Source organism: Haloferax sp. AS1 (assembly GCF_014530665.1).
Taxonomy (GTDB): domain Archaea; phylum Halobacteriota; class Halobacteria; order Halobacteriales; family Haloferacaceae; genus Haloferax; species Haloferax volcanii.
The window spans coordinates 1,142,887-1,155,777 of sequence record NZ_SPSA01000001.1; the positions used below are offsets into that span (position 1 = coordinate 1,142,887).

Genomic DNA, 12,891 nt, shown 5'->3' on the forward strand with positions numbered 1-12,891 from the left:
ACCTGATTCGGAGCCCAAGTCCTTTTCTCTCCGTGCGACTACCTTGCGGGTCATGAGCGATACCGAAGACACCCTGAACGGCGGCCGCGTCTACGACCCCGAGGCGGACCACGCCTTCCCCGACGAGAAGCTCAACGAGGTGCTCCCCGTGCTCCTCGACGACGAAGAGGTGACGACGCTCCTCGAAGCGCAGAACGTCAACGCGGTGACGCGCAAGGGCTACAACGACCACGGCCCGAAGCACATCGAAATCGTCCTCAACCGCGCACTCCGACTGTACGACCTGCTCAAGGCCGGCGGCTGCGAGTTCAACGGCGCGGCCGAACAGGGGCTCGACGAGGCCGACGAGCCGGTCATCATCGCTCTCGCGGCGCAACTGCACGACATCGGCCACGTCGTCCACCGCGACAACCACGCCTACTACTCGATTCCGCTCGCGTCGGACGTCCTCGACCGCTTCCTCCCCGAGTTCTACGACCTCGCCGACGCGGTCCGCATCAAGGCCGAAGTCCTCCACGCCATCCTCTGTCACCACCGCGAGGAGGACCCGCTCACGCTCGAAGCCGGCGTCATCCGCGTCGCCGACGCGCTTGACATGGAGCGCGGCCGGTCGCGCATCCCCTACGAGAAGGGCGGCCGCGGCATCAACACGCTCTCCAGTCGCGCCATCAAGGACGTCGTCCTCAAGCCCGGCGAGGAGTCGGCGGTCCTCGTCGAAATCGAGATGCTCAACGCCGCCGGCGTCTATCAGGTCGACAACCTCCTGAAGGCGAAACTCGACGGCTCGGGCCTCGAAGACCACGTCCGCATCGTCGCGGTCAACACGAAGTCCGACGACCGGCTCGTCGAGCGCATCGAACTCTAACCGGCGCTGTCGCGGCGCTGTCGAATCGGGTGTGAAAAAGGCGAGTCGGCGTGTGAACCGGGCGGGGCGGTCCCCCGCGGTCGGTCGTGTGCCTCAGTCGTTGGACTGCGCGAGGCGCTCTGCGCCGCCGACCGAGAGTTCGCCGCTGAGGGTGCGGTTCGGGTAGGGGATGTCGATGCCCTCCTCGTCGAACCGCTCTTTGACGGCGGTGACGTACTCGCCGCGGGTCTTGACGAAGTCGGCGCGGCTGGGCTGGGAAATCCAGATGCGCGACTTGAGCGTGACCGACGAGTCACCGAGTTCGGTCAGCCTGACCGACGGCTCGGGCGTCGTCATGATGCCGTCGTGCGCTTCGGCCTCGTCGAGGATGATGTCTGTCGCCTGCTGGATGTCGTCGTCGTAGCCGATGCCGAACGGCACCTGCAAGCGGAGTTTGTCCTTCGCGACGGGGTTTTTGATGACGCCGTCGGTGAGCTGCGAGTTCGGCACGGTGAGCAGTTCGTTGTCGAACGTGCGAACCCGCGTCACGCGGAAGGAGATGTCTTCGACGATACCGGAGTTGCCGTCCCATTCAATCCAGTCGTTGATGCGGAACGGCTTGTCGGTGAAGATGAAGATGCCGGCGACGAAGTTGGCGATGACGTCCTGCATGGCGAAGCCGATTGCGAGCGTCGCGGCCGCGCCGATGGTGGCGAGCGACTGCAGGATGTTGCCGAGGCCGGCGAACGCGAACCCAGCGCCGAGGGCGACGAACGCCACGACGAGGGTCGCGATTTTCATCAGGGGCTTTTTCGCGTGTTCGTCCGCGCCGCGCCGGTCGAGGACGCGGTTGAGCGCGGACGACACGACGGCCTTGCCGACGATGTAGACGACGGCGAAGCCGAGAACGAGACCCAAGAGCGTCCCGAGCGTCTCGGCGTACGGGACGTTCTGCTGGGTGAGAATCCGGCCGACAGCACCGCCGTCACCCTGCAGTTGGAGCGGGACTGCGAGCGCGTTCATCGGTGGTAGACCGCTGTCTTCCCCCGGGTCTCTATCAGGTCCGCGTTCACGCGCTCCGCGAGATCAGCGGCGACCTCGTCGACCGTCGTGCCCCCGAGCGCCGCCCGGAGGAACTTCGCTTTCACGAGGTTCCGGTCTGCCAGCTGGTCGTTGAGTTCGCCGACCACCGATTCGATGCCGCTCTTACCCACCCAGACGGTCACGTCGAGGTCGTGGGCCTCCTTCCGCAGCTCCTGCGTGTTCATGTGTGGCCTCCACTATGTGCCAGAGGGCTTCAATAGTAAGGCTTTGGCGGCCGTTTGGTTGTCGTACACACGCGGGAACGGGGCGATTCTACCGAAATCGCCGTCGGGCGGTCAGTAGGGATAGCGCTTCGTCGCCCCGCAGTCGCACCTGACGACGACGTGGCCGCCGGCGCGGGTCCGGACGCGGGCGTTGACGCCGGGGCGGAGGTAGGCGTCGCAGTCGTCGCAGGTGAACCGGCGGAACGCTCTGGGGAGGCCGCAGCGGTTCCGCTCCGCGACGCGACGGGCGAGGCGGACGTACTCCCGGGCGCGGTCGTGGTCGCGGTCGCTCGCCGCCTCGCGGGCGAGGGCGTGGAGTCGGTCGATGCGCTCCTCCGCGATGTTCATACACGTTCGGGCGAGCGGCCCGAACAAAGACGTTCCGAACCGCGACGCGGGACCGACACCGAGGAACCGAAGCCGATACTGTGATACCCCGGCCGGAAAAACGGCGACTGTGCGCGTCCTGAACTACCTCGAGTTCGCCTCGCAACTCGACCGTAGCGGCATCGGCACCGCCACCGACCAGCAGCGGGCGGCCCTCGCCACGACCGACGTGGAGGTCGTCACCTCCCCGTGGCCCGAGTCGGTCGCCGCGGGTGCCGCGGGCCTCCTGCGGGGCGACGGGGTCGTCCGCGACTACGACGTGGCCCACTGCAACCTCATCGGCCCCGGCTCGCTCGCCGTGGCCAGACACGCCAAACGCAACGACATCCCGCTCGTCCTCCACTCGCACGTCACCCGCGAGGACTTCGCCGAGAGCTTCCGCGGGTCGACCGCGGTCGCCCCCGCCCTCGGGAAGTACCTCAAGTGGTTCTACTCGCAGGCCGACGTGGTGCTCTGTCCCTCCGAGTACACGAAGCGAACCCTCGAATCCTACCCGGTCGACGCGCCGATTCGCCCCGTCTCGAACGGCGTCGACACCGACGCGCTCGACGGCTTCGAAGACCTCCGCGACGAGTACCGAGCGGAGTACGACCTCGACGGGATGACCGTGTTCACCGTCGGCAACGTCTTCGAGCGCAAGGGGCTCACGACGTTCTGCACGCTCGCGCAGGAGACCGACTACGACTTCGCGTGGTTCGGCCCCTACGACACCGGCCCGCACGCCTCGAAGACGGTGCGGTACTGGGTCGAAAACGCTCCCGAGAACGTCACGTTCACCGGCTGGATAGACGATATCCGCGGCGCGTTCGGCGCGGGCGACGTCTATCTGTTCGCGACGAAAAACGAAAATCAGGGCATCGCGGTCCTCGAAGCGATGGCCTGCGGGAAGGCGGTCGTCCTCCGCGACATCCCGGTGTTCGAGGAGTTCTACACCCACGGCCACGACTGCCTGAAGTGTTCGACCGACGCGGAGTTCCGCCGGGCGCTCGACCTCCTCGCCCGCGACCCCGACCTCCGGCGACGGCTCGGCGAGAACGCCCGCGAGACCGCCGCCGAACACAGCCTCGACCGCGTCGGCGACAGGCTCGTCGAGACGTACGAGGACGCGCTGGCCGGGCGACTCGAAGGCTGACCGGCGAGATACTCGACCATCTGGAAGCTGGCACGCTAACACACGACAGTCCAGCGGGAAGTCACAACGGTTTATCCCGTCGGAGTCGCACGAACGGCCATGCAGTCGGTCGCCGCGTTCACGGACACGTACCTGCCGACCGTCAACGGCGTCACCTACACGATTCAGACGTGGCGCGAGCGGTGGCACCGCCGCGGCGGCCGCATGGACGTGGTGTTCCCGGCGGACGACGACTACGACCCGGAACCGGGCGAGTACGGCGTCCGGAGCCTTCCCTTCCCGTTCTACGAGGGGATTCGAATCGGCGCGCCGCGGATTCCGGGAGCCGTCGACGACGTGGATGTCGTCCACGCCCACACCCCGTTCGGCCTCGGACTGGCCGGCCTCCGACTCGCCCGCCGGCGCGACCTCCCGCTCGTGGCGACCTACCACACCCCGACCGGCGAGTACGCCGAGTACCTCAGTTCCGTCGGCGCTATCGAGCGCGGCGTCGAGCGCACCGCCGAACGCTACGAGCGGTGGTTCTTCGACCGCGCCGACGCGGTCATCGTCCCGAGCGAGGACGCCGAGCGCCGCCTGGTCGACGAGGTCGGCGTCGAGGCCGAAATCGTCGTCCTCTCGAACGGCATCGACGTAGAGCGGTTCGAACCCGTCGAGGGCGGCGACTTTCGCCGCCGCTACGACCTCGGTGACGGCCCGCTCATCGGCTACACGGGTCGGCACGGCTACGAGAAGCGCCTCGACGAACTCGTCCGGGCCGCGGCCGACCTCGACGCGACGCTCGTCTTCGGCGGCGACGGGCCCGCACGCGACGAGCTATCCTCCCTCGCCGACGACCTCGGCGTGGACGCTCGTTTCCTCGGCTTCCTCGACCGCGAGGAGCTGCCGGCGTTCTACTCCGCGCTCGACGTGTTCTGCTTCCCGAGCCCGGTCGAGACGCAGGGGCTCGTCGCGCTGGAGGCCAACGCCTGCGGGACGCCCGTCGTCGGCGTCAACGAGGGCGCGCTGGAGGACACCGTCCTCGACGGCGTGACCGGCTATCACTACGAGTCCGGGGATTTGGAGGATTTCCGCCGCGGGATTCGGCGGGCGCTGGCGGAGCGGAAGGCACTCAGCGCGCGCTGTCTCGACCGCCGCGACGAGGTGAGCGTCGACCGCTCTGTCGACCGACTCGCGGCGCTCTACGACCGATTGGCGTCGAAATAAAACAGCGAGACCGACTGCGAAACCGCGTCAGTCGCGGTCTTCGAGCGCGTCGGCGATGCGTCGCAGTTCGCGGTTCACGTCACGGACCTCGTCGCGGAGCTGTCGGACCTCGCGGACGAGCTGTTCGTCGCTTCCGCTTCCCTTTTCCGGGTCGCGCGGGCCGCTCTGGCCGCCGCCCATACCGCCGGGACCGCCGCCCATGCCGCCGCCGCCCATGCCGCCGCCGCCCATGCCGCCGGGGCCGCCGCCGCCCATCATGCCGCTCATCATCTGCGCGAAGGGGTTGCCGCCGCCGCCCATGCCGCCGGGACCGCCGCCGCCCATCATCTCTTCGGGGTCGGGGCGCTCGCCCTCTTCGCGCTCTTCCTCGCGGCGCTGTCGAATCTCTTCGACCCGCTCGCGGAACGACTTCTCCTCTTCGCCGTCGTCGCCCTCGTCGGGCGTCTGCGTCTCGTCTGCGGGTTCGTCGTCAGCCATGAGAGCGAATTGGCCGTCCTCCCGGAAAGTGCTGACGGTCTCTGAGAACCGCACCGCTCACCCGAACGCGCCGAGGCTCGACTGGAGGTCGCGGTCCGTCCCGCCGTCGTCGAGTTCGTGGCCGACGAGGTCGCGCAGGTCCACCGCGTAGGCCGTCCCGCGGTGGTCGAGGACGAGCACGCGCCCCTTCACGCCGCGGACGGTCCCCGTGGCGACGGTTTCTGCGACCGGCGAGTCGTCGAGGTCGAGGCCGTAGTCGAACGCGAACGTCTCGATGGGGTCGAACTGGGCGAGGAGGTCGTCCCACGCCGCGGCGTCGACCGACCGGCCGAACCCCTCGATTTTGGTCGGGACGCGGATGCGGTCGGGAATCTCGGTCGCCAGTTCGGCCTCGTACTCGCGGGCGACCCGGCCGTCCGAGAACGTCCGGACGTGGGCCGCGCGGTCCGCCCCCTGCTCGCGCAGGCGGGTGTCGAGCCGCCACTCGCGGGTGACGCCGACCTTGAACGTGTCGGGGGCGAACGCCGCGAGGTAGACCGCGTGGTCCTCGTAGCAGTCCATCTCGTCTTTCAGACACGTCCCCGTACACTTCGCGCAGACCCACGTGTGGCGGTGGTCAGAACAGTACGGCGCACGAGTATTGTCGCAGGCGACGTGGCGGTCGTCGTGGATGGTGCCCGCGCAGTGGCGGTCGCCGAGGCGGTAGTCGAGTTCGGTGCCGGGGGCGAGCGCGACCGAGTCGATGCCGTCGCTCGCGCTCACGAGCAGCGCGGGGGTTCCGGTATCGTAGCCGACGACCTGCACGCTCCGGGGTAGGGAGTCGCGGTAGAAAGGTGGCTCGCTCCGGGGGCGGGTTTCGGGGTCGCCCCGGGCGTCGGCCGCGATTGTCGGTGTCGGTCGCGGCTGTGAGCGTCGGCAGCCGTTATTCGTATTCGGCGCGAAGCTCTGCTGCGAGTTCCTCGGCGGCGCGGCGGACGGCTTGGTCGCTCGACCCGTCGGGCTCCCAGCCGAGCGCCGAGAGTTTCTCGATAGAGAGGCGCATCTTCGGCACGTCGCCGGTCCAGCCGCGGTCGCCGCCGGTGTACTCGAACTCGGGGTCGAGGTCCAGCACGTCGGCGACGATGTTGGCGATGGTCGTCACGGAGGTCGTCGTCCGCGTGCCGAGGTTGTAGACGTTGTAGTCGCGGTCGGCGTGTTCGACGACGTGACACATCGCGTCGATGCAGTCCTCGACGTGGAGGTAGGACTTCTCCTGTCGGCCGTCGCCGAGGATTTCGAGCGTCTCGGGGTCTTCGAGGAGCTTCTCGATGAAGTCGGGGATGACGTTGCCGCGCTGGTTCGGGCCGACGATGTTGGCGAAGCGGTACATGTAGACCGTGAAGTCGTAGGAGTGGGCGAACGTCGAAAGCAGGCCCTCGTCGGCGAGCTTGGAGGAGCCGTAGATGCTGATGGGTTCGAGGGGGGCGTAGTCCTCGGGCGTCGGTCGCGGGGCCTCGCCGTAGATGGTCGACGAGGAGGTGAAGGCGATATCCGACACGCCGACCTCCTGCATCCGTTCGAGGACGTTGTACGTCATCTCGGTGTTCTCCTCGAACAGCTGTCGGGGGTTGCCGTAGTTCGTGTCCGTGTAGGCCGCGAAGTGGAAGACGATATCGAGGTCCTCGGTGACGGCCTCGGAGACGTCATCCGGGTCGGTCATGTCGGCCTGTACGAACTCGACGCCGTCGGGGACCCGCTCCCGAGCGCCTTTCGAGAGGTCGTCGGCGACGACGACGTGGTTGTCCTCGGAGAGGTGTGCGGCGAGGTGAGAGCCGACGAGTCCCGCGCCCCCGGTCACGAGGACGCGCTTGTCGGAGAGTTCCAGCGACATGGCACAGATGATTCGGCCGAGTGATAAGTCCGTTTCCCCTCCGGGCCGCGAGCGGGCGTCGGTGACGCCCATCAACCCGTCCCCGGCGACCGCCGCCCGCGTTCCGAAAGCACCACTTTCCCCCGCCGTCTTCGGAGAGACATGCACAACGAACCCGAGGTCGCCGTCCTCCGGTACGGACACCGACCGGGGCGCGACGACCGGATGACGACGCACGTCGGCCTGACGGCCCGCGCGCTCGGTGCTGACCGGGTCATCCTCCCGGACAACGCCGGCCATTCGATGGAGACGGTCGAGGACATCACGGGCCGGTTCGGCGGCCCCTTCGAGGTCGAACTCACCGAGGCGCTCAACGGCGTCATCCGCAACTGGGAGGGAACGGTCGTCCATCTCACGATGTACGGCGAGCGCGTTCAGGACGTTGAAGCCGACATCCGCGAGGCGCACGCCGAGGAACCGCTCCTCGTCGTCGTCGGCGGGGAGAAAGTCCCCTTCGAGGTGTACGAGGGGGCGGACTGGAACGTCGGCGTCACGAACCAGCCGCACTCGGAGGTCGCGGGCCTCGCGGTGTTCCTCGACCGCCTGTTCGACGGGCGCGAACTCGACCGCGAGTGGGAGGACGCAGAAAACCGGGTGGTTCCGATGGCGACGGGCAAGAAAGTCGTCCCGGCCGACGAGGAGTAATCGGAGCGTCGGCGCGCCCGCTTGCGGTTCTCCGCTGCCCGGGAGTAATAAGACTTAATGGCGTTCCTGACGCCATTTCGCACAATGGCTTTTGAGGAGTTACTGAACGACCCTGTTATCCAGAAGTACCTCCACGAGTTGGTCGGGCCAACCGGGATGCCGGTCGCGGCGGCACCCCCGGACGGCGAGGTCACCGACGAGGAACTCGCCGAGGAACTGCGGCTCGAACTCAACGACGTGCGCCGCGCGCTGTTTATTCTCTACGAGAACGACCTCGCGTCGTACCGCCGCGTCCGCGACGAGGACTCCGGCTGGCTCACCTACCTCTGGACCTTCCACTACGAGAACATCCCCGAGAACCTCGAAGAGGAGATGTACCGCCTCCTCGACGCGCTCGAAGAGCGCCTCGACTACGAGCGCAACCACGAGTTCTACCTCTCGGAACCCGCCGGCATCCGCTTCGAGTTCTCCGAGGCGATGGAACACGGCTTCCAGTGCCCCGAGACGGGCGCGCAGCTCGAACCGATGGACAACGACGACCTCGTCGACGCGATGGAGCGACGCATCGAGGAGCTTCGCGACGAGCTCAACGTCGAAGTGACGGGGACGAACTGAATGGTCGTTCTCGCAACGAAGTGCTACATCGACGGTGACGCCCGCGAGCGGGCGCTCGACAGCCTCACGTCGCTCGTCGCCAACGACATCGGCGACCTCGACGTGACGTACGACATCGGCGTCCGCGACGACGGCTTTATCTCCGTGACGGTCTCCGGCGACGACGAGACGGTCGCGCGGAACGTCCTCCGCGAGGAGTGGGGCGAGGTCACGCCGCATCTGTCGGCCGGCGAGACCTACGTCGGCACCCTCGAACACTGGGACGACGACGGCTTCGTCCTCGACGCGGGCATCGAGGTGCGCATCCCGACCGAGGAACTCGGCCTCGGCCGCGGCTCCGCGACCCAGATTCGCGACCGCTTCGGCCTCGTCCAGCACATGCCGCTGACGTTCGTCTACGGCGGCGACGAGGGGCCCTCGCGGCTGGCCGACGAGCAGGTCGACCGCCTCTACGACTGGACCCGCGGGAGCGGTCGCGTCAACGTCAACAGCGCGACCCGCGGCGAGGTCCGCGCGACGGTCAACCGCGCCGGCCACGCGAAGGACATCGTGACCGTCGAGCGCCTCGGCCTGCTCGAACAGAGCATCGTCTGCCGGGACGAGACCGACCCGCCGGGGCTCCTTGCCAGCATCGGCTCGTACCTGCCGGCGGAGCTGAAGTGCGTCATCGGCCAGTAAGACGATGAACAGGCGACTCCTCGTCGGTATCGCCGCGCTCGCCCTCCTCCTCGTGACCGCCGGGTGTCTCGGCGGCACCTCCAGCGTCTCGAACGACCGGCTCGACGCCGCGCCCGACGGCGACTACGCGTGGACCGCCGAGACTGATGCGCACATCACGGTGCAGGACAACGGCCGGTTCCGCGCGGTCTACGAGGTCAACAGCTCCTCGGTCGAGCTCTACCGGTTCGACGGCTTCGGCAGTCGGACGCCGCTTTCGGTCGAGGCGGTCCGCTACCGCTACGACAACGGGACCGTCCTCAACGGGACCGAACTGAAGGCCCGCGGCGGCGACGTGACGCAGAACGACCGCATCACGAACGTCACGCTCCCCGAGGACGCCGGACGCGACGGAAAGCTCGCGTTTAGCTCGTCCTCGACGCCGAAGCGGTTCTCGCTGCCCGTCTTCGTCGAGGGGAGCTACGAGGTCGTCCTGCCCGCGGACCGCCGCGTCGACTTCCCGATATTCGGGTCGGTCCGGCCGTCGGGCTACGACACCGAAGTCGTCGACGACCGGCTTCACATCCGGTGGGACGAAGTGACCGATGGGAACGTCGTCGTGCAGTTCTACCTCCAGCGCGACCTCGGTATCTTCGCGGCCGTCGCGGCCGTCTCGGTGCTGGTCGGCGGCGCGGGGATACTCTACTACCGCCGGCAGATTCGGGCGCTCCGCGACCGCAGACAGGAACTCGGCTTGGACGTGGAAGACGACGACCGCTGACGAACGACGACCGCCGACGGACGACTGAGCCGCGGTATCGCCCGGCCGACCCGGTTCGCCGGTGTGAACGCTTTTTTGCCTCGCAGCGCGCTACCTCGGGGTATGCAAGTCGCCGTGGTCACCGTCGGGGACGAACTCCTCGCCGGCGACACCGTCAACACGAACGCCGCGTGGCTCTGCGAGGAACTGACGGCGCGAGGCGTCTCCGTCGAGCGCGTGACGACGGTCCCCGACCGCGTCGCCGACATCGCCCGCGTCGTCAACGAGTACCACGCCGAGTACGACGCCGTCGTCGTCACCGGCGGACTGGGGCCGACGCACGACGACGTGACGATGGAGAGCGTCGCGGCCGCGTTCGGGCGCTCGCTGGAGCGGAACGCCGACGCCGAGGAGTGGCTGGAGACCAACGGCGGCTACTCCGCGGCGGACCTCGTGGAGGGGACGACCGACCTCCCCGCGGGGTCGCGGATGCTCCCGAACGACGAGGGCGTCGCGCCCGGCGCGGTCGTCGGCTCGGTGTACGTGCTCCCCGGCGTCCCCGGCGAGATGAAAGCCATGTTCGCCCGCGTCGCCGACGAGTTCGCCGGCGAGCGGACCCACGTCCGGTTCGTCCACACCTCGGAGCCCGAAAGCTCGCTCATCGAGCGGTTCGAGGCCGTCCAATCGGCGTTCGACGTGACCGTCGGGAGCTACCCCGGCGACCACGTCAGAATCAAACTCGCCGGAGCCGACGAGGAGACGGTCGAATCGGCGGCCGCGTGGCTCGAAGCGCGAGTCGACCTGTACGAAGAGTAGGGTCGGCCGGCCGACGGGTCAGCGCTGGAGGTACCAGAGCCACCCGGCGGTCATGAGGATACCCACGAGAAGCACGGTCGCGGCCGTCTCCGAGGTCGGCAACACCTGCTCGCTGGCTGATAGCGGAATCATAGGTGACAGTTCCCACGTCCGGTTCTTAAACGGTGAGGTTCTGGCGACAGTTGTCGCGGCGTGAGCGTCAGCGAACCCGTGGGGGCGCGACCCAGTCGCCTCTCGCCGGCTCCCCTCTCGCCGGCTCCTCTCTCGTCGGCTACCGCGTCGCTTTTCCCCGGGGCGCGGGTTCGTTCAGTCATGCGAATCGGTGTCGTCGTCAACCCCGTCGCGGGGATGGGCGGCCGGGTCGGCCTGAAGGGAACCGACGGGAAAGTCGCGGAGGCCAGAGCGCGCGGCGCGGAGCCGCGGTCGCCCGAGCGGGCGCGACGGGCGCTCTCTCGGCTCTTCGAGGCCGCCCCCGAGGCGGAACTGCTCGCGTGGGGCGGCGAGATGGGCGCGGCCGCCGCCCGAGACGCCGGCTTCGACCCCGAGGTGCTCGGCGAGCCGTCCGGCGACGAGACGAGCGCGGCCGACACCGTCGCCGCCGCCGAGGCGTTCGTCGACGCCGACGCGGACCTCGTGTTGTTCGTCGGCGGCGACGGCACCGCGGCGGACGTGGCCGAGGCGCTCGACGGGACCGACGTGCCGATGCTGGGCGTCCCCGCGGGCGTGAAAGTCTACTCCTCCGTGTTCGCCGTCTCGCCCGAGGACGCCGCCCACGTCGTCACCTCGTTCGAGCGGACCGAGGCCCGCGAGGTCATGGACATCGACGAGGACGACTACCGCGACGGCGAGGTCAGGCCGGAGCTTCGGGCGGTCGCGCACGTCCCCGTCGCGGAGGACCTCCAGTCGTCGAAACAGACCGGCGGCGGCACCGTCGAGTCGCTCGCCGCGGGCGTCGCTGACGACATCCGCTCGACCGAAGGCGTCACCTACGTCCTCGGTCCCGGAAGCACCGTCGGCGCGGTGAAAGCCGAGTTGGGAATCGACGGCTCGCCGCTCGGCGTCGACGTCTACCGCGACGGCGAGGTGCTCGCCCGCGACGCGACGGAGGCCGAGATTCTGGCGAACCTCGGCGCGGAGAACGTCATCGTCGTCACGCCCATCGGCGGGCAGGGATTCGTCTTCGGTCGCGGCAACCCCCAACTCTCGCCGGCCGTGATTCGACGCTGTGACGTGTCGGTCGTCGCCTCGCGGTCGAAACTCGACGGGATTCCCGTCCTCCGGGTCGACACCGACGACCCCGACCTCGACGCGGACCTCCGCGGGTGGACGAAAGTCCGCGTGGGTCGCGTCGAGCGCCGGATGATGAAAATCGAGTGAGCGGCGCACGTCGGATGCGGCCGACTCGGCGCGACGCGTCACCACAGAAAAATCGAGGAGAGGCCGCTCCAGTCGGCCGTCTCGTCAGTCGTCCGCCGGTGCCTGTTGTTTCGTGATGTACTCGACGATTTCGTCCGTTTCGGCCTTGAACCCGTCGAGGTCGGTCTCGTTCCCGTGGAGCACCGTCGAGAAGTACTTCGTGTCGGCGGCGAGGTTGACTGCCTCCCTGAGTTCCTCGTCCGTGACGCCGCTCAACCGCGCTTCCTCGGTGTGGAAGTAGATACAGTACGGACAGTTAACCGCGGCCGCGACGCCGACGCCGATGAGCGCCTTCTCCCGCCCGGACAGTTCGGTGTCTTCTCCCAGATTGAGGTCGCGGAAGAGCCCCCAACTGTGTTCGCTCGCCGGTTCTGCCAAGTCCTCCATCCAACTCGGGACCTGACCGAGCATTCCCTCCATCTCTTGTCGTGTGGCTTTCGATACCATCTCTCTTCCCGTACCTCCGCAGTCCCGTCGCTATGGAGGCGCTTATTACGAGGTTCCGGAGCAGTAAAGTTATGAACAGTCTGGAAAATCATAATCTGCCCGTATCGACGACGTTCCGGGGAAATTCGGGGTTAATACGCCGGTGCACGGGACGGTCAGCCATTTCCATCCCGGCCGCTCGACGTAGATGATTTAATATTCGGAATCGTGTGCAATGGGAACCACTACCCATTATTCACACGGGGTGTAATATAGTGAGATTTAAGGTCATTG

16 protein-coding genes are annotated in these 12,891 nt (G+C 67.9%); 9 read left to right on the top strand and 7 right to left on the bottom strand.

What is annotated here, in order from left to right; all coding sequences use genetic code 11:
- Window positions 1-52 precede the first annotated feature (52 nt).
- Window positions 53-865 carry an HD domain-containing protein gene (locus tag E4P24_RS06145; protein ID WP_004063799.1) on the top strand — a complete coding sequence of 271 codons (813 nt, stop codon included), beginning with the start codon at window positions 53-55 and terminating at the stop codon, window positions 863-865.
- A gap of 93 nt (window positions 866-958) precedes the next feature.
- Here E4P24_RS06145 and E4P24_RS06150 read toward each other — a convergent pair whose 3' ends face one another.
- The 3 genes from E4P24_RS06150 to E4P24_RS06160 all read right to left on the bottom strand — a co-directional run bounded on the left by E4P24_RS06150 (window position 959) and on the right by E4P24_RS06160 (window position 2,499).
- A complete protein-coding gene (locus E4P24_RS06150; protein WP_004063797.1) occupies window positions 959-1,867 on the bottom strand; it encodes a mechanosensitive ion channel family protein in 909 nt (302 codons plus the stop codon).
- Window positions 1,864-2,112 carry a YhbY family RNA-binding protein gene (locus E4P24_RS06155; protein WP_115860085.1) on the bottom strand — a complete coding sequence of 83 codons (249 nt, stop codon included), beginning with the start codon at window positions 2,110-2,112 and terminating at the stop codon, window positions 1,864-1,866. The genes E4P24_RS06150 and E4P24_RS06155 overlap by 4 nt, the downstream gene beginning before the upstream one ends.
- Before the next feature lie 111 nt (window positions 2,113-2,223).
- The gene (locus E4P24_RS06160) at window positions 2,224-2,499 is read right to left on the bottom strand and encodes a ribonuclease P protein component 4 (RefSeq protein WP_004063795.1); all 276 of its coding nucleotides are present in this window, start codon (window positions 2,497-2,499) and stop codon (window positions 2,224-2,226) included.
- 109 nt (window positions 2,500-2,608) lie between these two features.
- Between E4P24_RS06160 and E4P24_RS06165 the strand changes: the two genes are divergently transcribed.
- Together E4P24_RS06165 and E4P24_RS06170 are read left to right on the top strand one after the other, a co-directional pair.
- Window positions 2,609-3,670, top strand: coding sequence for a glycosyltransferase family 4 protein (locus E4P24_RS06165; protein WP_115860083.1), 1,062 nt, complete (start codon window positions 2,609-2,611; stop codon window positions 3,668-3,670).
- A 99-nt stretch (window positions 3,671-3,769) separates the two neighbouring features.
- Complete coding sequence (locus E4P24_RS06170; protein WP_188148245.1) at window positions 3,770-4,876, top strand: glycosyltransferase family 4 protein; 1,107 nt, start codon at window positions 3,770-3,772, stop codon at window positions 4,874-4,876.
- A gap of 27 nt (window positions 4,877-4,903) precedes the next feature.
- Here E4P24_RS06170 and E4P24_RS06175 read toward each other — a convergent pair whose 3' ends face one another.
- From E4P24_RS06175 to E4P24_RS06185, 3 genes are all read right to left on the bottom strand, one after another.
- Window positions 4,904-5,353, bottom strand: a complete 450-nt coding sequence (locus tag E4P24_RS06175; RefSeq protein WP_188148246.1) for a hypothetical protein — start codon at window positions 5,351-5,353, stop codon at window positions 4,904-4,906.
- 57 nt (window positions 5,354-5,410) lie between these two features.
- Entirely contained in the window at window positions 5,411-6,157 is a 747-nt protein-coding gene (locus E4P24_RS06180; RefSeq protein WP_115860077.1) for a DUF2797 domain-containing protein, read from the bottom strand.
- A 118-nt stretch (window positions 6,158-6,275) separates the two neighbouring features.
- Window positions 6,276-7,223, bottom strand: coding sequence for an NAD-dependent epimerase/dehydratase family protein (locus E4P24_RS06185; RefSeq protein ID WP_188148247.1), 948 nt, complete (start codon window positions 7,221-7,223; stop codon window positions 6,276-6,278).
- A gap of 141 nt (window positions 7,224-7,364) precedes the next feature.
- Here E4P24_RS06185 and E4P24_RS06190 point away from each other — a divergent pair, with 141 nt between their 5' ends.
- The 6 genes from E4P24_RS06190 to E4P24_RS06215 all read left to right on the top strand — a co-directional run bounded on the left by E4P24_RS06190 (window position 7,365) and on the right by E4P24_RS06215 (window position 12,132).
- Window positions 7,365-7,907: a tRNA (cytidine(56)-2'-O)-methyltransferase gene (locus E4P24_RS06190; RefSeq protein WP_115802449.1), complete on the top strand. Its 543-nt coding sequence runs from the start codon at window positions 7,365-7,367 to the stop codon at window positions 7,905-7,907.
- Between the two features lie 84 nt (window positions 7,908-7,991).
- The gene (locus tag E4P24_RS06195) at window positions 7,992-8,522 is read left to right on the top strand and encodes a transcription factor (RefSeq protein WP_004043767.1); all 531 of its coding nucleotides are present in this window, start codon (window positions 7,992-7,994) and stop codon (window positions 8,520-8,522) included.
- The gene (locus E4P24_RS06200) at window positions 8,523-9,200 is read left to right on the top strand and encodes a DUF2110 family protein (RefSeq protein WP_004043766.1); all 678 of its coding nucleotides are present in this window, start codon (window positions 8,523-8,525) and stop codon (window positions 9,198-9,200) included.
- A gap of 4 nt (window positions 9,201-9,204) precedes the next feature.
- Window positions 9,205-9,960 carry a DUF5803 family protein gene (locus tag E4P24_RS06205; protein WP_004063781.1) on the top strand — a complete coding sequence of 252 codons (756 nt, stop codon included), beginning with the start codon at window positions 9,205-9,207 and terminating at the stop codon, window positions 9,958-9,960.
- A 102-nt stretch (window positions 9,961-10,062) separates the two neighbouring features.
- Window positions 10,063-10,755, top strand: coding sequence for a molybdopterin-binding protein (locus E4P24_RS06210; protein ID WP_004043764.1), 693 nt, complete (start codon window positions 10,063-10,065; stop codon window positions 10,753-10,755).
- 312 nt (window positions 10,756-11,067) lie between these two features.
- Window positions 11,068-12,132 carry an ATP-NAD kinase family protein gene (locus E4P24_RS06215; RefSeq protein WP_004063777.1) on the top strand — a complete coding sequence of 355 codons (1,065 nt, stop codon included), beginning with the start codon at window positions 11,068-11,070 and terminating at the stop codon, window positions 12,130-12,132.
- Between the two features lie 84 nt (window positions 12,133-12,216).
- On the opposite strand, the gene E4P24_RS06220 is transcribed toward E4P24_RS06215, so the two are convergent.
- Window positions 12,217-12,591 (bottom strand): carboxymuconolactone decarboxylase family protein, encoded by a 375-nt coding sequence (locus tag E4P24_RS06220; RefSeq protein ID WP_004063775.1) that lies wholly within the window; start codon window positions 12,589-12,591, stop codon window positions 12,217-12,219.
- Window positions 12,592-12,891: the final 300 nt, after the last annotated feature.